Origin of the sequence: Streptomyces sp. NPDC046900 (assembly GCF_040644975.1) — a bacterium.
Taxonomy (GTDB): Bacteria; Actinomycetota; Actinomycetes; order Streptomycetales; family Streptomycetaceae; genus Streptomyces.
Genome location: NZ_JBEYXD010000083.1, coordinates 1 through 25,100, shown reverse-complemented (window position 1 = coordinate 25,100; position 25,100 = coordinate 1). Strand labels below are relative to the sequence as shown.

Below are 25,100 nucleotides of genomic sequence, written 5' to 3'. Positions count from 1 at the left end.
AGGGACAGCGCGGCGGGCCGTGCCAGCGCAGGCCGCGCTGGCACGGCCCGCCGTACGACGTTGGAGGAACGGTACTGGTTCTGGCCACCGACGGTGCATCCGCCCACCAAGTGACCCCGAGCGGCGGCGCATCCACGCCTCCCCTGTCGCTCCGGGTGCGCATACATCGACACCAAGGCGAATACATCAATAGTTGCGCAATAATGGAATAGCGGTAGAGCCGAGAGGGAAGGCCAGAACCGTGCGTGATACAGCCACCGCGGAGCGCGTACTCGACGACCTGGTGAAGGGCTGCTCGCTCCCGCCAGAGGACGAGATCCGGCCCGCTTACCAGCCCGTAGAGGTACATGACAGCGCAGGCTGCCCATGGCCAGGCGTCATCGTCGGATGGTGGGCCAACCCTGACGGCGTCACATGGTGCCAACTGCGGCTGTCGGGCGCACCGACTCCACGATGGGCGGTCTTCGATCCCGACCGGATCATTCTGTTGGTCCAGAGCGGCACCTGACGCAGAGCTGCTTGCGGCGAGCCCCTGGCCGTGTTTACTGCTCTGTCGACAAGCCTCGGCGGTCGTCGGCTGGCGGCTCAGCGTGGCCGTCGCCCTCTCGGTGCTCGCGGCCCGAACCTGGTGGCTCCAGCGGCGGCACGGTTCGTGCTCCTGCGCCTCGGCATCGGCCGGACGCGGGGGGTGCGGCTGCCGCAGCAACGTGTAACGTCCGGCCCCCGCGGCGGTTCAGTCCGGCGGTGGGATCAGCCGAGGGACGGAGCGGAGGTAGACGAGCGCCGAGGATCTGGGTGGACTTCAGCGGACGCCCTGGCGCTCGCCGGACGGCGGTTCATGGGCCTGTACCTGCCGCGCGGGCGGCAGCTCGGTCCGGTCGCGGCCGTATGGATCCTCAGCCTGCTCGTCCTGGTCTTCGAACGGGGCCTGGGCACGTCGTTGATCTTCTTCGGCCTGTTCGTGATCATGCTGTACACGGCGACCGAACGGACCAGTTGGGTGGTATTCGGCGCCGTCATGTTCGCCGTCGGGGCGTTCGTCGTCGGCTCCTTCGAACCGCACGTGCACGGCCGGGTGGTCGCCTGGCTGCATCCTATGGACATCCTCCTGCCGCCCGAGCGCCGTCCTGCGGGTCTCGTGTCCGATCAGGCCGCCCAGGCGCTTTACAGTTTCGGTTCCGGCGGCATGCTCGGCTCTGGCCTTGGCTCGGGGCACCCGGAGCTCATCGGCATCGCCGGGCGCAGCGACTTCACCCTCACCACGGTCGGTGAGGAACTCGGCCTGACCGGCGTGACGGTCCTCATCCTGCTCTACGCGCTGCTCGCCGAGCGCGGCCTGCGCACCGCCCTGACCGTCACTGACCCGTTCGGCAAGCTGCTAGCCGCCGGCCTGGCCACCGCGGTTGTGCTTTAGGCGTTCGTCGTCGTCGGCGGGGTCACCGGCCTCATCCCCCTCACCGGCAAGGCCCTGCCCTTCCTCGCCCAGGGCGGCTCCTCCATGGTCGCCAACTGGCTGCTCGTCGCCCTCTTGATCAAGGTCAGCGACACCGCCCGCCGCCCCGCACCCCAGCCACCCATAGATCTGAGCGCCGCCGACACACACATCGTCCGACCGTGACCCGTGCCAGTGCGCGCCCACTACTGCTCGCGCGCCAAAATGGTTTCACAGCTGCGCAACTCTTAAAGTCTCGCCGTGGAAAGAAGAACGCCAAGCACTCGGAGCGGCACAGCAACGCGCGCGATCCGGCGGACCCGGACCGGGGGTGAGGGAAGAAGTCCGGGCGGCGGGCGCGTGGCCAGCGGTACAGCCAGTCGGCGGCGTGGGGTGCCGCCGCGCACCGCGGTGGTGCGGATGCGGCGGGCCTGGGACCGCCCGCTGACTGCCTTTTACGTGGTGGCCGGCGGTGCGGCACTTCTCGGCGCTCTGGGGCTGGTGATGGTGTTCTCCGCCTCCCAGATCCAGGCCCTGCGCTACGGGCTGACACCGACGTTCTACCTGCGCCGCCAGGTCCTGGCGGCGGTGATCGGCGTGGCGCTGTTGCTGCTGGCCGCCAGGATGCCGGTGCGCGGGCACCGGTGGCTGGCCTATCCGCTGCTGGCCGCCGTCATAGTGCTGCTGGCTCTGGTGCAGGTGCCGGGACTGGGACGGACGGTCAACGGCAGCACCAACTGGCTCGCCCTGGGCGGGCCGTTCGTGCTCCAGCCCAGCGAGTTCGCCAAGGCCGCGTTCGTCGTGTGGGGTGCGGACCTGCTCGCCGGGAAGCAGCAGCACCAGCTGCTGGGCCAATGGAAACACCTGCTCGTCCCGCTGGCGCCGGGCGCGATGCTGCTGACCGGACTGGTGCTGCTGGGCGGAGACATGGGCACCGCGGTGATCCTGTGCACCGTGCTGTTCGGCCTGTTGTGGCTGGCCGGTGCGCCGCTGCGGCTATTCGCGGCCGCGCTGGCCGCGGCCGGGCTGATCGCCGCCGTACTCATCACCACCAGCGCACACCGCGTGTCCCGGTTCGCCTGCCTCGGAGCGAGCGACCCCGGCCCCGGTGACCAGTGCTGGCAGGTGGTACACGGACTGTACGCGCTGTCCACGGGCGGCCTGTTCGGCGACGGCATCGGCGCCGGCGTGGAAAAGTGGGGCCAATTACCCGAGCCGCACACCGACTTCATCTTCGCCGTCACCGGCGAAGAACTAGGCCTGGTCGGCACCCTGACCGTGCTCGGCCTGCTTGCCGCGCTGTGCGCCAGTGGCCTGCGGATCGCCGCCCGAGCCCAGGAGCACTTCGTCCGGTACGCCGCCGGAGGCATCGTGACCTGGCTCGCCGTGCAGGCGTCGATCAACATCGGCGGCGTTCTGGGGCTGCTGCCGATCGCCGGCGTGCCCCTGCCGCTGTTCGCCTACGGTGGCAGCGCACTCGTCTCGGCCCTGTACGCGGTGGGACTCCTGCTCACCCTGGCCCGCAGCGAGCCCGCAGTCCGCGCCGCACTCACCACCCGCAAGCGCACCGGAGCCCTGCCGCTCCTGCGACGTCTGCCACTCCGTCGGCGACCGCCACGCGGCCGATGAGCGCCATGTCGGCATCGACCCGGGGCGAGACCTGCCGGAGCGACGGATGGTCGGGGCCGGCCGACGTCACGTCGTATGTGACAGGGTGCACGGTAGGCGCGGAGCCGGCCCCGAAGCGAGCGGGGACGCACACGCGGCGGCGGTCAGGCGGTCAGCGGGCGCTTGAGGCGGATGCTCTGCAGGATACCGACGGCGATCCAGCCGGCGAACATCGAGGAGCCGCCGTAGCTGACGAACGGCAGGGGCAGACCAGTGACCGGCATGATGCCCAGGTTCATGCCGATGTTCTCGAACGCCTGGAACGCCAGCCAGGCCACGATCCCGGCCGCGACCACCGTCCCGTACAGGTCCGGGCATGCCCGTGCGATACGCAACGCCCGCCACAGCACCACCCCGAGCAGCAGGATCAGCGCCCCGGCCCCCACGAAGCCGAGTTCCTCCCCGGCGACGCTGAAGACGAAATCGGTCTGCTGCTCCGGCACGAACTGCCCGGTGGTCTGCGCTCCGTGGAACAGTCCCTGCCCCAAAAGGCCGCCGGAGCCGATGGCGATCCGGGCCTGGCTGGTGTTGTAACCCACCCCGGACGGGTCCAGGGCAGGGTCGGCGAACGCGGCGAACCGGTTGACCTGGTACTGGTCCAGCAGATGCAACTGCCACACCGCCACCGCCCCCAGAACCCCGGCCGCCAGCAAACCAGCCACCCACCAGTCGGACGTTCCAGAGGCGAGCAGCACCCCGAGCACGATCACGCCGATGCCCATGAACTGCCCCAGATCCGGGGTGAGCAGGATGAGGAGTGCGGGCACGCCGGCCACCGCCAGCGCCTCCAGGACGCTGCGGGTATCCGGGCGCTGCCGGTCGCCCGCGTCCACCTTGGTGGTCAGCAGCAGGGCCATGGCCAGCACAATGGTGACCTTGACGAACTCGGCGGGCTGGATCGACATGCCGGCGATGAGGATCCACCGCCGCGAGCCGTTGATGGTGGCGCCTGCGGGGGTCAGCACCAACAGCACCAACAGCAGCGTGATGCCGTACAGCACGGGCACCAGGTCCCGCAGCCGGCGCGGACCCAGCCACATGGCACCGGCCGCCAGGGCGATCCCGATGACGATGTTGATGACGTGGCGGACCAGGAACGCGTACGGATCGCCGCCCGTCAGCTGGGTCCGTCCCCGGGTGGCGGAATACACCAGCATCGCACCCAGCACGGACAACACCAGCGCCGCACCCAGCAGCGGCCAGTCCAGCCGCCGCACGATCGAGCCGGGTGCCAGCCAGGCCCGCCACCTGGTCGGCTCCGAACGCCACTGTCCCGCGAGCCCACTCCCGGCGCTCATCGCGGATCCCCCGGCCGGGAGGCCGCGACGGGGCCGAAGTCCCGCGTGCGATGTGCCAGTTGCACAAGATCATTCTGGCCGATCATGGCACGGGCGCTCCGGTCGCCGGTCACGCTGATTCTCTCCGGGGCGAGGTGCAGGCGCACGGTCTTCCTCCCCCGCTGTGTTCGTACGGCCACGGGCCGCCCAGGCCCGCACGCTGTGGAACGCTATCATTCAACAGTTGCGCAACTAGTGAAATCTTGCCTTGCCGCCGAGTCGGCGTGTTCCCGGTTCCCAGCCGCCGACAGGCCGTTCCTGGACCAGTGAGAGCGGAGCGTAAGTGAGCCCTGACAAAGGAGTCTTCGTCGCGTTGGGCCGGGAGTATTACCAAGGCCGCGCACGATCAGTGGGCGTTAGCGCGGCGTGCCCAACTCGCGCGTATCCACAGCCTTCAGGCGGGCGTGCGGACGATCGCGCACCGCCTGTCCCTTCCGATCGGGGAGAAGGGAAACAAGCGGAAGCCGGGCGGCTACCGCAGCGCACGGGAGTGGTTCGCCAAGTCCCGGCGCCTGCAGGTCCTTGAAGACCGGCTGAGTGCCGAGCAGGCCGACCGCGCCGTGGGCCGGGTCCGGGTGGTGCGCGGCGGGAAGCGGCTCGCGCGCAACCGGCACCAGCTGCACGCCGCCCAGCTCACGCAGGCCCAGTGCGGCAGCAGTGGGAAGCATCGCGCTGGTTCCTGCAGGCGGACGGGGAATCGGGCAAGCGGTTCGGTAATGAGACCATCCGCGTCACGCCTGAGGGCGAGGTGTCACTGAAGCTGCCTGCGCCGCTCGCTCACCTGGCCACCGCTCCGCATGGCCGGTATACGCTCACCGGCGCTGCCCTCTTCCACCACCGCAGCGACGAGTGGGCCGACCGCATCACCACGAACCGGTCCGTGGCCTACCGCATCCACTACGACACAGACCGCTCCCGCTGGTACCTCACCGCCTCCTGGACCATCCCACCAGTCAAGACCGTCCCCCTGTCCCACGCCCGCACAGGCGGCCTGGTCGGTGTCGATACCAACGCCGACCATCTGGCCGCCTGGCGGCTGGACGAGCACGGCAATCCGGTCGGCGAACCGCGCCGGTTCTTCTACGACCTGTCCGGCACCGCGATGCACCGTGACGCCCAGGTACGGCATGCACTGATCCGGCTCCTGCACTGGGCCCAACGCCACGGCCTGTCGATCGCGATCGAAGACCTCGACTTCAGCACGGAGAAAACCCGGGAGAAACACGGCCGCCAGAAGCGGTTCAGGCAGGTGATCTCCGGCATGCCGGTATCCAAGCTGCGGGCAAGGCTCGTCAGCATGGCGGCCGAACTCGGCATCACCATCATCGCCGTCGACCCGGCCTACACCAGCAGATGGGGCGCCCAGCACTGGCTGGGGCCCCTCACCCACACGACCAGGAAAACCACCCGTCACGATGCCGCGAGCATCGCGATCGGCAGGCGCGCCCTCGGGCACCGCATCCGGCGACGGACGGCACCGCCCCCACACGACCAGAGCGATCATGCGGGGCATCGGACCGCCCAGGCCGGACACGGCACCCCAGGGCGTGAGGAAACCCGCCCCCGCATACCCGGACCACGAACACGATCCCTGTCGCCGGACGCGGCGCGAAGGCGGCCGACCAGTGCATCCACCACCGTTCGGGATGCGCCAGCTGACCAGGACTGGGTACAAGACTCACTCCTGCACGCTGACCGGGAACGGTGCCTTGCCAGCAACACGATGGGACAGCCCCGGCCGGGGCCGGTGGCGACTAGAAGGGCAGCTCGTCGACATTGCGAGAGCCAGGGCAGGACTCGTCTGCGCTGGCGCTGTCTCATGGTTGCGGGCCGTCGTGCAGTCGGCAGGCGCCTGCCGCGTGCGCCTACGGCGCCACCTCCACATCAACACCCGGTCGGCCGTGCCCACCGGTCACAGCGGTAGCCAAGGAACCAACACCCGGAACCTCGGACAGTGCGGGCACGGCTCCGACACGTTCGGGTCGTAGTCGGTGCCGCGCTCGCACCGCGGTAGACAGCCGTTGCCGTGGCAGGTAGGACACGACTTCTTCGGGCCCCGCGACAACTTCAACGCCTTCAGGCTCACGCTGTAGATCAATACTCGAGGTGGCCCCACCGCCACGCCCGCTCGAGGGGCTCTTTCGGATCATCGTAGGGATGCGCGGGCTGCGCCGGCCACATGCCTGGGCTCCTGTTCGGATCGGACCGGACCGGATGCCGAGGTGCATCCAGCCCACCGACCCTGGCCCGCCGCCCCTCAACCCCCGCAACCTCCACATGGACGCGCTCATTAGGACCTGAATCCCTGGCGTGTCGCAGGATGTGGGCTCGGCCGCTCCTTCCCCGGCGCCGCCCCGGACAGGTACCAGATGCCTGTGCAAGCATGCGCCGGGGACCAAGCCTGAAGACGTCACCGCGGATCAGAAACAGGCGCAGCTTCGCGGGGCGGCCATCAGCGCTCTACGACACGGCGGGTCTTTTGGGTGTAGGGCAGACAGTCGTGGGCTGCCTTACCCGACAACCCACTGACCAGCTCAAAAACCAAGATCAACCGCCCGGGGGACGCTCCCGGCTGCGGCGCGTTGGGGCAGGACTCTCAGTACCGCTGCGCCTTGGCGATCTCGCCTGTCAGCCGTGGCTCGGGAGGTTTCCGACTGACAGCGATTGTCTGAACCTTCTCTCCAGGCTTGAGTTGCTGAGCGCCTACGAAACGCGTCTCGACAACTTTGCCGCCGGGGTCACGGAAGTCGACCTGGACCGCGTAAGAGGCGGGCTTGTCCGTGCGGTTGGTGATATTAACGAGGACCGCGAGCAAGCCGCCCGTCTCGGATCTTGGCTTGCCGGTGAGCGATACGTCGGACCTCGCGTTACCCCCGCCCTTGACGTTCTTGAGCTGTTTCTCGGCAGCGGCGTTGGCACGGGCGGTTTCGGCCGAGACCGAGGCTTCGAATGCCGAGGCGGCAGCGGAGGCGGAGGAGGCTGCAGCCGAGGCCGAGGCGAGGGCGGAAGCCTTGGCGGACTCGCCGAGCGACGCCAGAGCGGAGGGTAGTGTGCCCGAGAACGACGCGGTGTTCGGTGGTGTAGGTGTCGCGCCGGTCTTGCTGTTGTTGTTCGTGCACGAAACCAGTGACGCCGCACCGAATGCCGCGACGACGAGCCCTGTCAGTGCCGCGGTGGTCCGTTGTCGCTGTGGTTGCCTCTTCGCTTCTGACACGCCGTCGGCCATGGTATGCGGTCCTTTCCCTGTCGGCGGCGGGCCCGGCCACTGGCTGGCTGATCAGTGCCGGGCGTCCCATGAGTAGGTGGGCGCATCGCGCGGCAGGCCGCAAGCGCCGCAACGCAATGGGCCACTGGATGATGCGGGTTGGTGCTGCAGCGCGGCTGCGTGAGACGTGCGGCCCGCCGAGGTGCGCCCAACGTGCGTCCCAGCCATCAGCCGCTGTGCCCGCGAGTTGCTCGGCGAGCTCCTTCTCGGCTTCGTCCGAAAGCGACGCTCTCAGACACGATGCCGCCGTATGGCTCCATGGCCGCGGTGAACTTGTCCTCGATGATCTTCAGGGCCATTACTACGACGGCCGCCGAACCAGGCTTGAGGAGAGCTTGGACCTGCAGCGGAACTCGTCAGTGATGCCCGACGCGGCGAGCTTGCCGAGCAGACCAACACCGGGGTCGAGGGAAGGCAGGCTGAAGACCAGGCCTCCCAGGGCTCCGGAGGCGGCTGCGACGCCGACGGTCGTGTTCGGGGTGTCGAACCGAGCCCTGTTCCCCCTCTTGTCGGCTGTGACCACGGCGAGTCCGCCGCTTTGGTGTGCCTGATGGCGGGATACGAAGGGTCGGCGGCGTCATCCACGGCACCAGCCACGGTCATCGCCCCGGGGTGGGGATCCACGTGGGCCCCGATGAAGGCCCGCCCCATGTCCTTGCCATCCACAGCGACCTCCGTCCTGCGTGCACGGATCGCGACGCTAGCAGCCGGTCTGGTAGCGGCCGCGCCGGGCGACCGGGGCGTCATCGCGGGTTCAGCAGTGTGGCGGTACGTCCCTCGGCCAACTGCCGCAGACATGGACCTCACCCGAGGGCTGTACTGCCCCAGGCCAGACGGCCCACGCACCGGTCCACAGCGACACCTCCGGCAAAGGCACGGCAACCAACGTCACCAGCACCATGACGGCTACTGGCAGACCTACACCTACGACGTACTGGGCAACCGCAAACGCCTGATCGAACACGACCCGTCACCTGGAAGCGCGCGGCCCTCCGTATGGCCAGCTGCCCGAGATGGGCGGGTGCGCGCCGCGCAAGCTGAAGCAGATCCGTGACGAGGACCAATGCAGACGTGGCCGCACCCTGAATTCCAGCCCAAGCTCCCCTACGAGAGCCACGTTGCCCAGGGACGTTCTGACTCACGATCAGACCACCCCAAACAAGTGGAAGCTCCGACCAGGGAGTCTCACATTTCGTGGCCGTTCGGCCATCGCTTGGCCATCGTTCGTGAGATTCGGCCACGAAATGTGAGACTCTGCAAATGGTGTAGGTTCTCGCAATTCGCGGCATACCGTAGTCCCGTGACCTGCGGCTTCACCGGTTGTCTCACTGCTTGGCCAGACAGCTGTGTCTCAGCTCCGTGTCATTTCCTTGCCGAGACGTCAGCTCACGCGTTGTTCGGCGAGGTCCAGCCAGTGCTCCACGTCGATCGCGGTGAAGTGCCTGATGACCCAGTCGACCATGCGAAGGCTCATGTGAGCCCATGCTAGACGCAGGATCTCCTCAGGGAGCGAAGCGAGGACGGCCTCGAGACGCTCTGTCACCCCCGGGTCGCTTTCCTCGGCGTGGATGCCGAAGCGCAGGGTGACCAGGTCGAATCGACGATCTCCGCGGGCGGCGCCGTCCCAGTCGACGACCCCGGTGATCTCCCCGCCGGGCGCCAGCATGTTGCCTGTATGGAAATCCATGTGCACTGCGTCAGCCCCGGCCGACCGAGGCGGGCTGTCGGCGCCGACAGCCGTGACCCAACGTTCCAGTGAGCCACTGCGGCGGTTGTGCCGACGCAGCGGCTCGTGCAGGCAGTAGCCAACGCCGTCGTCGGCCTGGAGGGCGAGCCAGCCGGACACCTCGCCGAACTCGCCTCCGCCTCGCACGCCGCGTACGTCCAGGTCGCCGCTGGACTGCCGGACAACAGCGCGCTGGAGGTCGTGGGCGGGAGACTGAAGCTGGCCAGGCTCACCAGTTGGATTAGCGAACCGTAGTGAACCTGTGGCAGAGTGCTACGCGCACGCCCGGCGCCCAGGCGACGTCGGGCACCCTCCTCGGTCGGGTCTGGCGGCCCGGTCGACCAGCGTCCGGAGGGACGTGCCACGCGGGCCGGCGGCTCCTGTCGTTCACTACCAGGGCACGAAGGCGATTGACTCCCAAGGCTGAGCAACGCTCAGGCTCACTAAGCCAATCAGAGACGCTCGGCAAGGCTGAGGAGCCCAAGTTCATGCCGCTGTTCAGGCAGCTGGTCAACGGCATGCTGCCAAAGCTCGTTGACCCGAGGCCGGCTGGATCGTCACCGCACCAACAGAGGCGGCGGTCCAGGCAGGCCAATCGTGGACGCGCGCCTCGCGAGTCGAAGGAGGGTGCCTATCGCATTGCTCTGTCTTGGATCTAGAGGATCGGTGCGGCATTTCAGAGTTCCGCCACTGCCTCCCGGAGGTACATCTCCAGCCGCCTGATCGATGCGGTCACGCCTCTCGTATCGAGCCGACAGGTGTAGAGACGACGGACGATTGTGGGCTGCCGCATGGGCAGAACCACAACGCTCGGCGGAGCGTCCAACAGCAACAACCGCGGGAGCAGCGCGACGCCGAGACCCGCCGCGACGAGATTGAGCGCAGTGCGGAAGTCCATGCCATCGAAGTCCAAACGATGTCCGCTTCCCCGGACGCCGTCGACGGGTGACGCCGCCAAGTCGCGGACGTCGACCGCGGTGTTGATCCATGCGTCCGACGGCAGGTCGGCTGGGGTGACACTGTCAGCTCCGGCCAGGGGATGACCGACGGGAAGGACGACCATGATCGGATCGTCCATGAGGTGCTGTTGCATGAGCCCGGCGGGCACTGGCCCGGGAGCGTGGTCGTAGTCGAAGGTGATGGCCAGGTCGATCTCTCCCCGGAACAGCAGCGCATGGCTTTCGCGCTGCTCGAGTTCACGGAGTGTGATGTGAACTGCCGGATGGGTCGCACGCAGGCGTGCGAGCGCGGGAGGGACGATGGAGGCTGCCGCCGAGATGAACGCGCCGAGCCGCACCTCGCCGCCGGTTCCGTCCGCGAGCGCCGCGAGCTCGGTGGCAGCGCGACTCATCGACGCACTGATCGCGGCCTCGGTGTCGAGAAGGACCTGCCCGGCCTCGGTCGCACGGACGGGCCGCCGGACCACGACTCGCGCACCGACCCGTCGTTCCAGTTCCGCAACCTGCTGCGAGACCGCGGACTGGGTGTAGCCCAGCTCCTCTGCGGCAGCGGCGAACGAGCCGAGCCGCACGACAGCCGCAAGGGTCACCAGATGCCGCGGATCGAACAACCAAGACATGGAGTTAAGGGTAGCTTATCGACCAAGAAGAGATCATTGCTTGTGCTAATCCAGAGGCCTGGCTGACGCTAGACGCATGGACTTCACGCAATTCGACACCGCGATCAACAAACTCCCCCGATGCCGGGTCGGGTTCTACCCCACTCCGTTCCACGCCTTGTCCAACCTGTCGGCGGCGTACGGGATCAACCTCTTCATGAAGCGCGAGGACCTGGCAGGACCTAGTGCGATCAGCGGGAGCAAGATGCGCCTGGCCGAGTTCATCCTGGGCCGGGCCCTCGAGAACGGAGTGACACACGTCATCACCCGGGGCGAATACCTGACCAACTCGGGTCTGCAGTTCGCCGCCGCCTGCCTGAGCGCAGGAATCACGCCGATCCTGGTTCTGACGCGGAACGTGCCCCGGCATGGTGAGCTCGGCGAGTTCCGCGGCAACTATCTGCTCAACAAGACGATGGGTGTCGAAACCCACGTCATCAACGTCAGCGGCAACGTCTGGCATTCTCCGGACGAGGCCGCGCGGATCACCGACGCCATCGCGGAGCGCAAGGCCGAACTTGAAGCGCAAGGGCACAAGGTCCTCGTTGTCGGGACCGGTGGTGCGCACCCCGACGGCTTCATCGCGCACGCCCTGACGTTCCGGGAGATGCTTGAACAGTCCGATGCCGCAGGGGTCGAGCTCGACTACGTTTACCACACGATCGGCACCGGGACGGCGCTGCCGGGGATGCTGGCAGCCAAGCTGAGTCTGGGACACCCGGTGAAGTTCCGGTCGATCTCCATCCAGAGGTTCAACGATGGAAACCGGATGAACCCCGGCGTGATTGTCGAACGGACCAAGGCGGTGCTGGCCACCTTGGGCGCGCCCGTACCCGACGACGCGACGATCCGCGCCGAGATCGACATCGACCAGCGCTTCATCGGCGAGGACTACGCCGTCGCGTCCGCCGAAAGCACAGCAGCCATCCGCGAGCTGGCCCGAGCAGAGGGCGTCTTCGTCGGCCCCGTCTACACCGGCAAGGGACTCGCAGGATTGCTCGACCACGCCCGCAGCGGGCGGATCCCCGTCGACAGCAACGTCGCGTTCCTGCACACCGGAGACACCGGCAACCTGTTCGAAATTCCCCAAGTCGTCGGCCACATCGCCGACTGAGCCCGCAGCCTATCAGCCACGCTCACCCTTGACCCGCAACGAAAGCCCAACCTGGCAACGACCTCGATCACCACCGCAAACGCCCTCAAACGTACGTGGCCCGCGCTCACAAGCCGTCCCGTGCAGCACACCACCTCCATCCACGGGGGTGAAGCTTCCCCTTGATCATGGACACCTGGACACTGGGATTTTGAGGCTCCAGAGGAAGTAGCACCAGGCGGGAAGCAAGTGCACGAAGCGGTACACCGAGGAGTTCAAGCGGGATGCGATCGCGCTCGTCGATTTCTCGGGCAGGACGGTCACCGCCTTCGCCCGGGAACTCGGCATCAGCTCCGAGTCCCTGCGCGGCTGGTACCGCCAGGTGAAGGCGGACCGGGGCGAGCGCGGGTCCGGCGAGCTGACCAGCTCCGAGCGCGAAGTACGCCAGCGACCGGGCATCAACTCGCGCGTCGCCCTGTGAGCAGGTCCTGGTACGACTTGGACTGGAGCTGCAGGGGTGGAGCCAGGTCGCCAAAGGACTTGCCGAAGGCTTGCGGCGACCGCGCCAGTTCCATCAGCACCTGGTCCGCTGCGTCGTCGCCGGCAAGGTCGGGCGCCAGGGCCGCGCAGGCCCGAACGCCTGCATGCGGGTCAGCCAGCCAGGGGCGCGTGTCGCCGTCGAGGTGGCCAATGGCGATCACAATCGTCGCCAGGTCGTGCGAGGAACCGGCGGCCCGGGCCATCGACGTCAACTGTTTCTGCAGCTCCGGACGTTGCCCGGAGGCTGCGGGATGCCGCGCTAGTGACCCGACAGCTGCGGCGGCGCATGTCCTGCGCCTGGCGCGATCCGACGCGAGGTGCGGCAGTGTTCGCCGCAGGAGCGCGGGAACCAGGTCGAAGCAGGCAAGCGCCGCCTGATCGAGGACGAGTTCACCCAGCCCCGTGCCGTCCCGCCATGTCCGGGCCCTGCCATCCGCATCGGTCGACACGTACTCGGCAGTCCAGGCCCGCAGCTCCGGTGCGCGGTCCTTGACCCGAGCACGGATCTCCGCAGCCCGGTCTCCGAGGTCGGCGGCGACGCCGACCTCGTACAGATAGGCGAGCATGGCATCAGGCAACGAGGGATCATCCGGCCCCAGCAGCGGATTGTCCAGGAGCTCGGCGACAAGCAGCGCGGTGGGCGCCGTCGCAGGCCAGGCCTTGCCCTCGCGACGAAGCGTCGCCGACCACAGGTGCGAGTACCCGTCGACGAAAGCCTCCGCATCGTCGCCGAGGAGAGCAGCCAGATGCCGCGGCGTGTCGCCGGCGGGGCCCGAGGCATGGAAGAGACCGGACCAATCCACGTCATACATACGGTCATCCACAACGGGGATGGTGCCATAACACCTCGACGGGCTCACATTGCCCAGACTCACTCCGGATCGGCGGACACGTTCACCCAGCCCGGCCCGCGACCCCGGACGCGGACACCCGACCCGCCAACCTCACTCAACCCGCAGTCACGACCCGGACATCAACTCGCGTATCGCCCTCTTAGGCGACGAGGTCCTCGCCACTGCCATCCTCGACCGTCTCCTGCACCACTGCGAAGTGATCTCCATCAACGGCCCTAGCTACCAACTCAAGGACCGCCTCAAGGCCATCGAGCGAGAGAACGAAGTGGCATAGGAGCCTGATCCCCCGAGTCGCACACGACGCTTGACGCAGTCTGCCTCCTTCCGCGACGACCGGATCGCAATGGGCGAAGTAGGCGGTCAACGCTGTAGCACCGAGAAGCAGGAGTGGATACAGAACCGCCGTTCCCCACGACGGGATACCCCTGTCCACCACCTCCAACGTTCCCCACGTCGTTCTGGCGGCGGGCACCACCTCCCCTTGCCTGCCGTCATAACGCACCATCACGGTGGTTCGTGCTCACGTCACCCACGAGCTGACCAGAGCACTCGACGTGGTTTCCTCCTCGACCCCCGGCTTCGGGCTGGCACCGCGAAAGACGAACTCGGACTTCGTCCCCAGCCAGTCCCAGCCGCACGAACCCGAGAGCCCCGACCCACACCGCTGTCCCCAGAAACAGCACAGCAAGCACGCTCCAGGCCACGGCCGCTATGCCTCACCCCTTGATTGTCATGGCATCAGCATGACAACCAGGATCAGAAACAGCTGGGGACGTTCATCTGTACCCAGCTGGGGAGAGAAGTCCGTACACCGACAGGAGTTTCGCCCCGGCCTTGTCGCTGATGTTCGCGGCGGTCACGACCAGGGCCAGCAGCCAGCCCTCGGTGTCCACGGCGATATGTCGGCCGCGGCCGGTGACCTTCTTGCCCCCGTGGTAGCCGCTCGGGGCCTTGCCGACGGTGTCGTGGGCCTTGACCATCTGGGAGTCGACGATGCACGCGGTCGGCTGCGCGGCCCGGCCCTGGTGCTGACGCAGCAGCTCCCGCAGCCGGGTGACCAGCGCCTGCGGCAGGCCGCGGCCGTTCCACCGCTCGAAGAACGCGTATACCGTCTCCCACTCCCACGGCGGGAAATCGACAGGGAGGGGACGCCACTCGACCCCCGTTCTTCACCACATAGGCGACCGCGTCGCACATCGCCCGCAGGTCATGGACCATCGGCCGGCCAACGGCAACGGTAAGGTCCCTCATTACCTGGCGTGCCCACGGCTCGAGTACAGACCACTGCTTATCGGTCAGGTCTGACGGGTGGCGCGGCACGCGGTCATGGCATGGGCAGCCCGGGGACGCGCAGCGAATAGCGCTCAGGACGGTAGCAGGGTAAACAGACATCAGCCCCCTCGCGCAGGAGCAGGGGTCGGTGATCACCGAGGTCGCCTTGTGGGGCCACCGATCGCGGTGAGGGTGACGATGACGGCGATCAGGTAGCCGGTAGCGGTGAGGATCATGGGCAGCCGCAGGTGCGGCAGGTCCGGGCCTGCCGCCCCGGGCCGCTGCAACGCGGTGCTGCCGAGCAGGGCGATGCCGAGCGCTCCCCCGGCCTGGCGCGCGGCGTTGAGGGTAGCGGCGCCGAGTCCGGTCCGCTGCGGCCGGAGCCCGGCCAGCGCGACCCCGGTCATCGCGGGCATGCACAGGCCGACACAGCCCGTGATCGCGCCGAAGACCGCCAGCGCCACCGTCCCCGAGTGGTCGCCGCAGGCGGCTAGCAGGCACGTGCCGAGCAGCCCGCCGGACAGCCCGAGCGCCATGGGCAGCCGGGGGCCGAACCTGCTGGTGACGCGACCGGAGAACAGGGCGGTGATCGCGGTCACCGCGGTCAGCGGCAACAGTGCCACGCCGGTGACCGCGGCGGACTGGCGCAGCGTGCGCTCCAGAAAGATGGTGATGCAGAACAGCACGCCGTAGAGACCGAAATTGAACAGCAGCCCGACTCCGGTCGCACCGCTGAATGCGCTGCTCCTGAACAGCGCCGGCGGCAGCATCGGCTCGCTGACACGGTGCTCGGCCACCACGAAGCAGGCGCCCAGTGCCACGGCGACGGCCAGTAGGCCCAGCACGAGCGGCGAGCTCCAGCCCAGCGTCGACGTCATGGTCAGCGACGCGGTCAACGCGACAAGGGAGGCAACGGCAAGCAGCTGGCCACGCAGATCGGGCCGGGTCGCGGCGTGGCGTGGTATCTCCGCGGTGTGCGCGGCGATGAGGGCTATCGACACCGCGGAAACCGGCACCACCACGAGGAAGACCGAGCGCCAGCCCAGCGCCGCGACCAGCCATCCGCCCATCACGGGTCCGGCGGTCAGGCCGATGCCCGAGACACCGCCCCAGATACCCAGCGCGCGGGCCCTGGCGACGGGTTCCGGGTAGCGGTGCGCGATCAGGGCCAGCGAGCACGGCACCACCGCTGCCGCACCGATCCCCTGCACGGCCCGCGCCGTGACCAGCGTGGTCGCGTTGGGCGCCGCCGCGCATACGGCGCTGGACACCGCGAACAGCGCGGCGCCGCCCTGGTAGACGCGGCGCGCCCCCCAGCGGTCGCCGAGGCTGCCCGCAGTCAGCATCAAGGCCGCGAACGCCACGGTATAGGCGTTGAGCACCCACTGCAGGGTGATCACCGATGCTCCCAGGCCACTGGTGATGCCTCCGGTCGCGACGTTCACCGCGGTGGCGTCGAACAGGACCAGGAAGAAGCCGAGGCAGATTCCGGTCAGCGCGAGCCCGCCGCCGCGCTCGGTGCGGGTCGGAATTCGCGGGTGAGAATATGCAGTAGCCATCGGGATTCATTATGGCTACGGAAAAATACCTGGTAAATGCGAGGTATTTTCAGATAGGGTTCGGAAAAGCCGAAGGCTGGCGTGCCTTAGAAGTATCACCAAGACAGGGACTGTCAGTGGACCTCATCGATCTCGACCTCGTGACGGCGGTCGCGGAGACAGGCAGCATCACGCACGGCGCGGCCCGCGCCCGGCTGTCCCTGCCCTCGGCCAGCGGGCGCATCCGCAGCCTGGAGCACACCCTGGGCGTGACGCTCTTCGACCGTGGCCGCCGCGGAGTCGCCCTCACGCCGGCAGGACAAGTGCTGCTCCGCCACGCCAGGACCGTGTGCCACGCGGTCGGCCAGCTGCGCACAGAACTGGACGAGTACGCGCAGGGACACGGCGCCACCGTCCGCGTCCAGGCCAACACCGCCGCCACCGAGAGCCTCATGCCCGCAGCCGCCGTCTCGTTTCTCGCCCAGTACCCGCACGCCCGCATCGACCTGGAGGAACGCCCGAGCCACCGCATCATCGCGGCCGTGGCCGAACGCCGCGCCGACATCGGAATCGTCGCCGACTCCGTCGAACTCGGGCAGCTGGAAACCCGGGTGGTCCGCCCGGATCCGCTGGTAGTCGTCACCCTCCCTGACGACCCGCTGGCCCGCCTGTCCCGGGTACCGTACGCCGACGTGCTCGGCCGCGCGTTCGTCGGCCTGAACGTCGCCAACCCGTTGCAAGAGCACCTGGAGACGCACGCCCAGCCGCTGGGCACCCAGCCGAGGTATCGCGTCCGGCTGCCCAGCATCGACGCGGCCTGTCACGCCGTGGCCGGGGGAATCGGCATCGCCATCCTGCCCTGGTACAGCGTGCGGCGCCGGCTCACCAGCGGCACCCTGGCCGCCATCCCCCTGGCCGAACCATGGGCGGCCCGGCGGCTGGTCGCCTGCTTCACCAGCGACCGCGATCTCTCGGACACGGCCCGCGCACTCCGCGACCACCTCCTGGCCCACACCGACGACAAGGACGACATAGACGAACCGCCATCAGGCGGCGAGTGGGGGTAGGAATGCTCGCTCAGATGGGCGCGGCGAACAGGTCGGCGATCACGGCGACTGTCCAGTCATCGACGTCAGTCCATCTGTACGGCCCAGCCCCTTCATCAACAGGCCCTGAGCTTGTTCTTCAACCTCCGGTGTTCCGGGACGTCGAACCTGGACCGCCGGCCGTCGAAGTTGGACCGGCTGGGATGTTGTGGGGGGTGTTCATGCTTCTATGCGCAGCCAGGTGTCGCCTGCGCGGAGCCAGAGGGAGCCGTTGCGGCCTTGGCCGCAACGCATGACCACTCGACCGGGAACGCGAAGCGTGCGGCGGCTGGTCACTGTCCACGCGGTGCCGTTGAGTTCGGCACGTGTGAGCTCGACGGACCGCTTGTTGTGGTTCCGGCGTGTAAGTACTGCCTGGTTGCCTCGGACCGCGAATCCGTCCGGGGCGCGGACCGGACTGGGGTAGCTGACCACGTCGCCGGTGGACGGGGTGATCTGTGTCAGGAAGGTGCCGCCTCTGCTGCTGCCGGAGTACCACACGAGCCATACCCGTTCGTTCTCGGTCGCGGCGGTGCAGCCTTGCAGTGGGTGGTCGGGCAGCCGCCCGTCGGGAGTCCAAGCCGCCTGGCCTCGGGTGTTCCAGCCCGCGAGGCCCGCTCCCGACTCGGGGTGGCCGCCGTAGATGCCTTCGTCGCCGTAAGCCGTCCAGATGCCGCCGTGGACATCGGTGACCAGGGCGGGGATGTCATCGCCGACGCAGAACTCGGCTTCAGGTGTCCCGGATGGGGAGAACACCACAGCGTTGGCCGGCCAGGGACCCTCGGCCTCGTTCCGGAACGTGCGGCCACTCACCAGCAGGAATCTGGAATCCGGGAGCAGGGCCAGGTGGCCTGGCCACATCCGAATGTCCTTCACCAGGGTGCGCCGCTCCTCCCGGCCGGTGATGGTGACCAATTCACCAGTGAACGGAACTTCCAGCCCCCACCCGATCCACCCCTTGGGGTAGCGGTTGCGAGCAAGATAGCGCCGGTGGACCAACAGGACCGCAAGTTCCCCGGCGGGCCCGACACTCCACCAGAGTGCTCGGTACCCCCGACCGGCATCGGCAGCGGGAAGCCGCCACACGTGGTGTATCGCGGCATCGGAACGAGCAGTCATGGGGCGGAGGTTCATAGGAAGTCGCCTCTAGGACTCCAGGGGCTGAGCCGCCCGAAGAGCGCTACCTTACCGGTCCTCAACCAGCCCACCCCAGCAGCGGCCGTGTCACAGGACATCCGGTGTCGAAAGGTGCCTCGAAGTATGCTGCCCAGCTCGGCATTCTCCGGACACTGCGGCGGCATTCGCCTGATCAGTGCTCCGAACAGGGTGCACTGATCAAGACGAGGGCCGTGAGGGTGAGTCTGCTGCTTGAACCTGTTCCCGGTGAAGCATTCGCTGTGGCGTCACATTTCCGGGGCGACTTCTTCGACTGCCTGACCGCGCGCGGGGACACCTTGTTCGAGTTGACCGACGCGTTGCTGTGCGCGGACGGGCCGGTGACCACGCCGGTGGACCTCACGCTGGTGGCCGAGCTTCGGCGCGGGCACGGTGCGATGTACGACGCGCTGAACCGCGGGAACGTCGATGTGCCGCGGCTGCGGCAGGTGCTGGCCGGGCTGCCGCAGCCCGAGGCGGCCGACGGGCGCCTGGTCCTGGCGGTGGACGTCACCCACTGGCTCCGGCCGGACGCGCCGACCAGTGCGGACCACTTGTTCTGCCATGTCTACGGCCGCAGCGAACGCTCGTCGGACCAGTTTGTGCCCGGCTGGCCCTACTCGTTCGTGGCCGCACTGGAGTCGGGCCGGACCTCGTGGTGCCAGATCCTGGACGCACTGCGGCTGGGGCCGGCCGACGATGTCGCCGAGATCACCGCGGCCCAGGTCCGCCGCGTGGTCGAGGACCTGATCGACATGGGCCGTTGGCACGCGGGTGACCGCGACATCCTGGTCGTCTTCGACGCCGGCTACGACGCTCCCCGCATGGCCTACCTGCTGGAAGGACTACCGGTGGAAGTCCTGGGGCGGATGCGCACGGACCGGGTGACGCGCAAGCCGGTCCCGGCGCCATGGATCTCACTGCCGCAGGGCGGACGGCCGCCGAAGCACGGCGAGGAGTTCCGCTTCGCCAAGCCGGATTCCTAGGGCGATCCTGACGCGGAGACCGTGCAGGTCACCGAGCGCTACGGCACCGCCCGCGCGATGGCCTGGGCCGCATTCACCCGAGGCTGACCACGCGCTCGGCATGGATCAACCACACCGACGAACTCCCCGTCATTGAGGGCACGTTGATCCGACTTGAGGTCGGGTCGACCGCCTGCCCAGCGGCCACGACCCACTCCCCGTCTGGCTGTGGACGTCGGCCACCGACCTGTCGGGTGAGGACGCCGACCTGCGCTGGCAGGCGTTCTTGCGCAGGTTCGATCTGGAGCACACCTTCCGGATGATCAAGCAGACGCTGGGCTGGACCCGCCCGAAGCTCCGCACACCCGAGGCGGCGGACCGGTGGACCTGGCTGATCATCGCAGCGCATACTCAACTCCGCCTCGCCCGGTCGCTGGCCGAGGACCTCCGCCACCCCTGGGAGAAGCCGGCCGAGTCCGGCCGTCTCACCCCGGCCCGGGTCCGCCGGGGGTTCAGGAACCTCCGCCCCAACTTGCCCTGCCCGGCCCGTGCGCCGAAACCCAACCGGCCCGGCCCCGGCTGACCGCCCGGCTCGAAGAACCGACACCCCGCCACCACTACGACGTGGGCAAAACGGTCAGACGACAGGAGACCATCGCCGAACGCAACCGGGTCAGACCATAAAGATCAAGCTGAGAGGCCGGCAGTTCCCGTCGGCTCGTTTTCGGTTTGTCTGTAACCGCCGTTCTCGGAGCCCATCGCAAACGTGCAGCACCCTACGTGTTCTTCGCCAGCATGGCCAAGTCCGAAGCGGGAGCACATTCGGGAAATCGCTGAACGCTACTGCGAAGGCGCCGAACACACAGCCAGCATCGCCTTGATCGTGCTCGGCAGGTGTCCCGCGGTGTAACGCCTACTCGCCTGAACCGCGCCATGGATCGGCGTGTCGGCTTGCTTGGTGCAGTGAAGCGCCCCTGTCGGCAAAGGATCAAGCGCGGGGCCAGCACAGGTAGCCACCGCCGCTCCTTCAGCTGGAGCTCCGGAGTGGGGTCCATGCGCTGCATGCGCACGGCCAACTCGTCTCCGAGGCACCACATTTGGTTGCCCCAGCTGCCCGCCACCTTCCGGATGGCCAGCCTTGCAAGGTCTGGATGTTGCTCCTGCAGCAGGTCGCGGACCAGGTCTGCGGTGATCTCGATCTCGGTGTCGGTCCTGCGAAGTCACAGTACTGAGGCGGCAGCCGGAGCAGTTCTCGCTCAGCGGAACATCTCGCTGTGGTCCCTCTGGCATCACCGGTTCGGTTTCAAAGAGCTGCAGATCAGAAGCTTTGGGACGGCACGGCCCCAAAGTTCAGAGAAGCTTGCGGCCGATGCTCGCTCCTCCGCCCCGAACCCTCCCAGCGAGACCGACTGATCGAGATCCGCGACAACCTGATCGACAGGATCGCCGAGGCCCAGCAAGAGGGTTGGCTCGTCGAAGTCGAAGGCCTCGAGATCAGCCCCGTCGGCGCCGAAGACAAACTGTCTCAGCTCGACGCCGCTCTCGAGCCCACGGTCACTCACCTGGGCCTGCTTACTTTCGCCAACATCGCCGGACGCACCTCCCCACCGGCCCTGGACCAGCCTTGGATACTCGTAGCCGCCTCGAAGACGGACCGCCTAGGCTCCAATCCATGCGCACAGTGTTCGTGTTCCCCGCAGGTGAGCGAGCTGAGACTATCGCCGCACTTGATCGGCACCTGAACCAGCAGCGCCATCCCTGGACCCTGGGCGGCAACCTCTACATCGACATCGACGAAGAGCCGAACGGGTGCCTCTTCTGTGACTGGGAGCCCGACGACGTGTCGGTCCTCGACGGGGCCGTCGGATTCCACCCCACCTGGGCAGTGCAGATCGACATCTCCGGTCGGATCGACGGCACAGCAGAGGTTCACCAGCTGATCGCGCTGCGACTCGAACATGGAGGCGTGGCGATCGATGACTACTCCGCCCGCCCCTGGACCGTGCAGGAAATCGAGTCCGGAGCAGTGATCGACGGTCTGCGCTTCTTCGACTTCCGCGCCTACCACGAACTCAACCGGGAGCCGGGACACTCCTGACTCAACGCGCACCCTCGTGCCGAACCCGTAGTTCGGAGAAGGTCTGCCGTGCCACAACTGCAACGCCGAGGAGGCGGCGTGTGCCATCGATCTCGCCCTGCACTGGCACTCCGGAATCTGCTGGTACCACCGGTACTTGGACAACCCACCCGGGCCCCGTTCGGCTGGTACTGGCCCGACCCGCAGCGCCAAGGCGGCATCCAATCGTTCCTGCCACGGCCGCCAGCGTGGACGGCTGACGCGACGTCATTGACCGTGAAGTGCCACCAGCAATGCAAGACGTGGATCATGCGCCCGCACGGTGGAGACGGCTGTCCGACGGGCGCGCCCCGTGAGGCCGCTGCCCGCCGGTCAGGCCGTCTGCCAGGGCCGTAGAGACCGGGCCGCTGCCACACGAGCGCCCGGTGTGCTTTGCCACCTATCTGTGACTCGCTCGATCGCGCCGTGCGGTCGATGCGCTTTCCCGGCCGGTCGGACAGGCGGATCAGCGCAGTCCGGCGAAGAGATCGTTCTCGGGTATGGCCGCGCCGGTGGTGTCCTGGACACGTACGAAGGTCTCCATGCCCATCAACTCGCCGAACCTCTCCTTGCCCATCTTGAGGAAGAAGATGTTCTCGCCCTGGCTGGCGTGCGCGGCCAACGCGTCGAACTTCTGACCGCTGAACGCGGTGGTGTCCACCCACGTGGTGATCTCATCGTCGGGGAGGCCGATCTCGGCCATCGCGGCGGCCTCGGCGGGATCCGGCTGCGGCATGTCCTCATGAAACTCGCGCATGATCTCGCCGAACCGCTGCATCATCGAGCGAGGCATCGTGGTCCAGTACACCTTCGGTGCCAGCGCGGTCATCTCCAGCGCCGCCATCGTGATGCGGTGGGCCTGGATGTGGTCGGGGTGGCCGTAGAAGCCGTTCTCATCGTAGGTGACGACCACATCAGGTCGGTAGTGTCGCATGAGTGTCGCGAGTCGGGCCGCGCCTTCCTGCACGGGGGTCTGCCAGAAGGATCCGGGGGCGTCGTTGCTCGGCCAGCCCGTCATCCCGGAGTCGGCATAGTCCAGCATCTCCAGATCGCTGACCTTCAGGACGTCACAGCTCGCCTCAAGTTCTTGACGGCGCATCAGGGCGACGGCCGAGGGATCGTGCCCGGGATCGCCCGGCTTGGCACCTCCCGGTCCGTCACCGCAACGGCCGTCGGTACACGTTACGAGAACCGTGCGGATGCCTTCCGCCGCGTACCGAGCGAGGACCCCTCCGGTGCCGGTGGCCTCGTCGTCGGGGTGGGCGTGTACCGCCATGAGCGTCAAGGGCCGGTCAGTCATGAAACAGTCCTCCTGCAGAAATACGTCTTGGTCCGAGTGTGCGGCGGGCGTACCGCGTTCTTGGGGCCCGGATCCTAGTGGTGCGGACGACCTTGTGGTCCGTGTTCCCGGCCCGTGCGGCGCCGGTCCCTCGGTCGATGCAACCGTGCCCGCCGGACCGGCTGTTCGCGGCGCGGCCGATTGGCCTTCCAGGCGTCGGCGTCCAACGCGAACGAGGTACAGATCCCGGTCGGCCACCGGCCCGCCCACGAGCCACTTGAGGACCAGCGGGATCACCAGGCCGACGCGCGAGGCGCCGATCGCGACGAACGCGGCGGTGAACAGGCTCAGGCGCACCGGTCGGACATACGGCCACAGGCGCAGCAGGGTGCGCACGGCGGAGCGGTCCTTGGGGGTTACACGTTGTGCGGGCATCAGCAGGAGCCTACGTACCGGCACCGACAGCGCCCACCGCGTTTTGACCGGACCCGGATCCGTCTGCGGTCCTACGACCCGCGTGTACGAGGAGTCGCCCGGTCCGTCGGCCGCCGGGTCGTACCCCCGCATCAACCGATCGGCTGATGCACCTTCGAGCGAGGCGGCCGATGTGCCGGACGGGCTCCGGCCGGGACCCTCGAGGCATGACCACGCATCCCGTCATCGAAGTCAGCGGACTGCGCAAGTCCTACGGGGGAAGGGCCGTCGTCGACGGCGTCACCTTCGCCGTGGAGGAGGGCGAGATCTTCGGAATCCTCGGCCCGAACGGCGCGGGCAAGACCACCACCGTCGAGTGCGTCGAGGGCCTCAGGACCCCCGACGAGGGACGGGTCCGGGTCGCCGGGCTCGATCCCGTCGCCGACCACGAGCAGGTCTCCCGGGTCCTCGGCGCCCAGCTCCAGCAGAGCGAACTGCAGGCCAAGCTCACCGTGCGCGAGGCGCTGGAGCTGTACGCGTCCTTCTATCCGCACCCCGCCGACTGGCGCCCGCTCGCCGAGCGCCTCGACATCACCGGACAGCTCACCACCCGGTTCGGCAAACTCAGCGGCGGCCAGAAACAACGCCTGTTCATCGCGCTCGCCCTCATCGGCAACCCGAGGGTGGTCGTCCTCGACGAGCTCACCACCGGACTCGACCCGCGAGCCCGCCGCGACACCTGGCGGCTCATCGAGGACGTACGGGGCAACGGCGTCACCGTCCTGCTCGTCACGCACTTCATGGAGGAGGCGCAGCGGCTCTGCGACCGTATCGCGGTCATCGACAAGGGCCGGATCGCCGCCCTGGACACCCCCGCCGGACTGATCCGCCGCGCGTCCGGTTCCACGGTCATCAGCTTCACCCCGTCGGCGCCGCTGGACGAGGACGAACTGCAGGCGCTGCCGGCGCTCGCGTCCGTCGCCCACAAGGACGGCCGGATCACGCTCGCCGGCACCGACGAGACCGTCAACGCGGTCATCTCCCTGCTCGCCCGGCAGCACATCACCGCCCATCAACTCCGCGTCACCGACGCCACGCTGGACGACGCGTTCCTGGACCTGACGGAGGCCTCGGCATGAGTTCCCTGAGTCGACCTCTATGCCGCGAGAGGCTCGTCGGTGGGCGTGTTGATCTTGTTGTTGGCCTGGTGGATCACGGGGTCGTAGCAGACGCCGTCGCGCCGGCAGGCCCACATCACGCGGAGCCATGCTCGGGCCAGGATGCGGATGGCGTGAGGGTGTCGCTTCTTGCGCGCTCGGGCATCGTTGTAGATCTTGGCGGCCCAGTCGCCGCCGTGTCGGCTGTTGTCGGCGAAGGTGGTCAGCGCGACGCGGGCGCTGCGGTTGATCGCGAAGCGGAAGGAGACCGTGCGGGCCTTGCCCGAGGCGCGGGTGACGGGGACGACACCGGCTTCGGCGATGAGCTGTTCGCAGGTCTGGGCGCGTTCCAGGATGGGGCCGATCTCGCCGATGACCTGACCGAGGCTGACTTTCCCGATGCGCGGCATGGTGGCGAACAGCGGCGCGTAGGGGTGGGTTTCGGTGGCTTCGGCGATGGCCTTGTCCAGGGTGTGGATGGTCGTGCGGATGGACTGCACCAGCCGGACCTGGAGACGAACGAGCTGTTCGACGACGGCTTCGCTGAGGCGGGAGACCGCCTCGGGGGCGGCGCGCAGGCGCCCGC

18 protein-coding genes and 6 pseudogenes are annotated in these 25,100 nt (G+C 68.0%); 11 read left to right on the top strand and 13 right to left on the bottom strand.

Going from position 1 to position 25,100, the window contains the following annotated elements:
* Positions 1 to 808 precede the first annotated feature (808 nt).
* Together ABZ904_RS41345 and ftsW are read left to right on the top strand one after the other, a co-directional pair.
* Positions 809 to 1,618, top strand: a pseudogene (locus ABZ904_RS41345) (FtsW/RodA/SpoVE family cell cycle protein); the annotation flags it as partial.
* Positions 1,619 to 1,852: 234 nt separating this feature from the next.
* Entirely contained in the window at positions 1,853 to 3,061 is a 1,209-nt protein-coding gene (gene ftsW, locus ABZ904_RS41340; protein ID WP_361829243.1) for a putative lipid II flippase FtsW, read from the top strand.
* Between the two features lie 143 nt (positions 3,062 to 3,204).
* Here ftsW and rodA read toward each other — a convergent pair whose 3' ends face one another.
* The gene (gene rodA, locus ABZ904_RS41335; RefSeq protein ID WP_359409234.1) at positions 3,205 to 4,398 is read right to left on the bottom strand and encodes a rod shape-determining protein RodA; all 1,194 of its coding nucleotides are present in this window, start codon (positions 4,396 to 4,398) and stop codon (positions 3,205 to 3,207) included.
* 317 nt (positions 4,399 to 4,715) lie between these two features.
* Here rodA and ABZ904_RS41330 point away from each other — a divergent pair.
* Positions 4,716 to 6,133 (top strand): annotated as a pseudogene (locus ABZ904_RS41330) (IS200/IS605 family accessory protein TnpB-related protein); the annotation flags it as partial.
* Between the two features lie 900 nt (positions 6,134 to 7,033).
* Here ABZ904_RS41330 and ABZ904_RS41325 read toward each other — a convergent pair.
* The 3 genes from ABZ904_RS41325 to ABZ904_RS41315 form a co-directional block, all read right to left on the bottom strand.
* Entirely contained in the window at positions 7,034 to 7,663 is a 630-nt protein-coding gene (locus ABZ904_RS41325) for a hypothetical protein (RefSeq protein WP_361002610.1), read from the bottom strand.
* Between the two features lie 340 nt (positions 7,664 to 8,003).
* Positions 8,004 to 8,225, bottom strand: coding sequence for a hypothetical protein (locus tag ABZ904_RS41320; RefSeq protein ID WP_359409721.1), 222 nt, complete (start codon positions 8,223 to 8,225; stop codon positions 8,004 to 8,006).
* A gap of 858 nt (positions 8,226 to 9,083) precedes the next feature.
* Positions 9,084 to 9,395 carry a phosphotransferase gene (locus tag ABZ904_RS41315; protein WP_361002607.1) on the bottom strand — a complete coding sequence of 104 codons (312 nt, stop codon included), beginning with the start codon at positions 9,393 to 9,395 and terminating at the stop codon, positions 9,084 to 9,086.
* Positions 9,396 to 9,494: 99 nt separating this feature from the next.
* Between ABZ904_RS41315 and ABZ904_RS41310 the strand changes: the two genes are divergently transcribed.
* Positions 9,495 to 9,683, top strand: coding sequence for a hypothetical protein (locus ABZ904_RS41310; RefSeq protein ID WP_359409717.1), 189 nt, complete (start codon positions 9,495 to 9,497; stop codon positions 9,681 to 9,683).
* A 421-nt stretch (positions 9,684 to 10,104) separates the two neighbouring features.
* Here the strand turns inward: ABZ904_RS41310 and ABZ904_RS41305 are convergent, their stop codons facing one another.
* Positions 10,105 to 11,007 carry a LysR family transcriptional regulator gene (locus tag ABZ904_RS41305; protein WP_361829236.1) on the bottom strand — a complete coding sequence of 301 codons (903 nt, stop codon included), beginning with the start codon at positions 11,005 to 11,007 and terminating at the stop codon, positions 10,105 to 10,107.
* 76 nt (positions 11,008 to 11,083) lie between these two features.
* Between ABZ904_RS41305 and ABZ904_RS41300 the strand changes: the two genes are divergently transcribed.
* A complete protein-coding gene (locus ABZ904_RS41300; protein ID WP_359409713.1) occupies positions 11,084 to 12,160 on the top strand; it encodes a pyridoxal-phosphate dependent enzyme in 1,077 nt (358 codons plus the stop codon).
* 244 nt (positions 12,161 to 12,404) lie between these two features.
* A pseudogene (locus ABZ904_RS41295) lies at positions 12,405 to 12,620 on the top strand (transposase); the annotation flags it as partial.
* On the opposite strand, the gene ABZ904_RS41290 reads toward ABZ904_RS41295, so the two are convergent.
* Positions 12,598 to 13,503: a hypothetical protein gene (locus tag ABZ904_RS41290; protein ID WP_361002598.1), complete on the bottom strand. Its 906-nt coding sequence runs from the start codon at positions 13,501 to 13,503 to the stop codon at positions 12,598 to 12,600. The pseudogene ABZ904_RS41295 and the gene ABZ904_RS41290 overlap by 23 nt on opposite strands.
* Before the next feature lie 166 nt (positions 13,504 to 13,669).
* On the opposite strand from ABZ904_RS41290, the pseudogene ABZ904_RS41285 reads away from it, so the two are divergent.
* Positions 13,670 to 13,807 (top strand): annotated as a pseudogene (locus ABZ904_RS41285) (ATP-binding protein); the annotation flags it as partial.
* A gap of 502 nt (positions 13,808 to 14,309) precedes the next feature.
* Here ABZ904_RS41285 and ABZ904_RS41280 read toward each other — a convergent pair.
* Entirely contained in the window at positions 14,310 to 14,570 is a 261-nt protein-coding gene (locus ABZ904_RS41280; RefSeq protein ID WP_359409725.1) for a transposase, read from the bottom strand.
* Positions 14,571 to 14,957: 387 nt separating this feature from the next.
* Complete coding sequence (locus tag ABZ904_RS41275; RefSeq protein ID WP_361002596.1) at positions 14,958 to 16,364, bottom strand: MFS transporter; 1,407 nt, start codon at positions 16,362 to 16,364, stop codon at positions 14,958 to 14,960.
* A 116-nt stretch (positions 16,365 to 16,480) separates the two neighbouring features.
* Between ABZ904_RS41275 and ABZ904_RS41270 the strand changes: the two genes are divergently transcribed.
* Positions 16,481 to 17,410: a LysR family transcriptional regulator gene (locus tag ABZ904_RS41270; protein WP_359409706.1), complete on the top strand. Its 930-nt coding sequence runs from the start codon at positions 16,481 to 16,483 to the stop codon at positions 17,408 to 17,410.
* Between the two features lie 198 nt (positions 17,411 to 17,608).
* On the opposite strand, the gene ABZ904_RS41265 is transcribed toward ABZ904_RS41270, so the two are convergent.
* On the bottom strand, positions 17,609 to 18,343 hold the full coding sequence (locus ABZ904_RS41265; protein ID WP_361002593.1) for a hypothetical protein: 735 nt from the start codon (positions 18,341 to 18,343) through the stop codon (positions 17,609 to 17,611).
* Between the two features lie 449 nt (positions 18,344 to 18,792).
* Here ABZ904_RS41265 and ABZ904_RS41260 point away from each other — a divergent pair.
* Positions 18,793 to 20,128 (top strand): annotated as a pseudogene (locus ABZ904_RS41260) (NF041680 family putative transposase); the annotation flags it as partial.
* A gap of 409 nt (positions 20,129 to 20,537) precedes the next feature.
* Here ABZ904_RS41260 and ABZ904_RS41255 read toward each other — a convergent pair.
* Together ABZ904_RS41255 and ABZ904_RS41250 are read right to left on the bottom strand one after the other, a co-directional pair.
* Positions 20,538 to 20,747 (bottom strand): annotated as a pseudogene (locus ABZ904_RS41255) (hypothetical protein); the annotation flags it as partial.
* A 90-nt stretch (positions 20,748 to 20,837) separates the two neighbouring features.
* A complete protein-coding gene (locus ABZ904_RS41250) occupies positions 20,838 to 21,110 on the bottom strand; it encodes a hypothetical protein (RefSeq protein WP_361002590.1) in 273 nt (90 codons plus the stop codon).
* A gap of 110 nt (positions 21,111 to 21,220) precedes the next feature.
* Here ABZ904_RS41250 and ABZ904_RS41245 point away from each other — a divergent pair, with 110 nt between their 5' ends.
* Positions 21,221 to 21,646, top strand: coding sequence for a hypothetical protein (locus tag ABZ904_RS41245; RefSeq protein ID WP_361002587.1), 426 nt, complete (start codon positions 21,221 to 21,223; stop codon positions 21,644 to 21,646).
* Positions 21,647 to 22,130: 484 nt separating this feature from the next.
* Here the strand turns inward: ABZ904_RS41245 and ABZ904_RS41240 are convergent, their stop codons facing one another.
* The gene (locus tag ABZ904_RS41240) at positions 22,131 to 22,964 is read right to left on the bottom strand and encodes a PIG-L family deacetylase (protein WP_361002584.1); all 834 of its coding nucleotides are present in this window, start codon (positions 22,962 to 22,964) and stop codon (positions 22,131 to 22,133) included.
* Between the two features lie 620 nt (positions 22,965 to 23,584).
* Here ABZ904_RS41240 and ABZ904_RS41235 point away from each other — a divergent pair.
* Positions 23,585 to 24,496, top strand: coding sequence for an ABC transporter ATP-binding protein (locus ABZ904_RS41235; protein WP_359409696.1), 912 nt, complete (start codon positions 23,585 to 23,587; stop codon positions 24,494 to 24,496).
* A gap of 17 nt (positions 24,497 to 24,513) precedes the next feature.
* Here ABZ904_RS41235 and ABZ904_RS41230 read toward each other — a convergent pair.
* Positions 24,514 to 25,100: transposase (locus ABZ904_RS41230; protein WP_361829231.1), on the bottom strand; the 587-nt coding region annotated here is incomplete at its 5' end.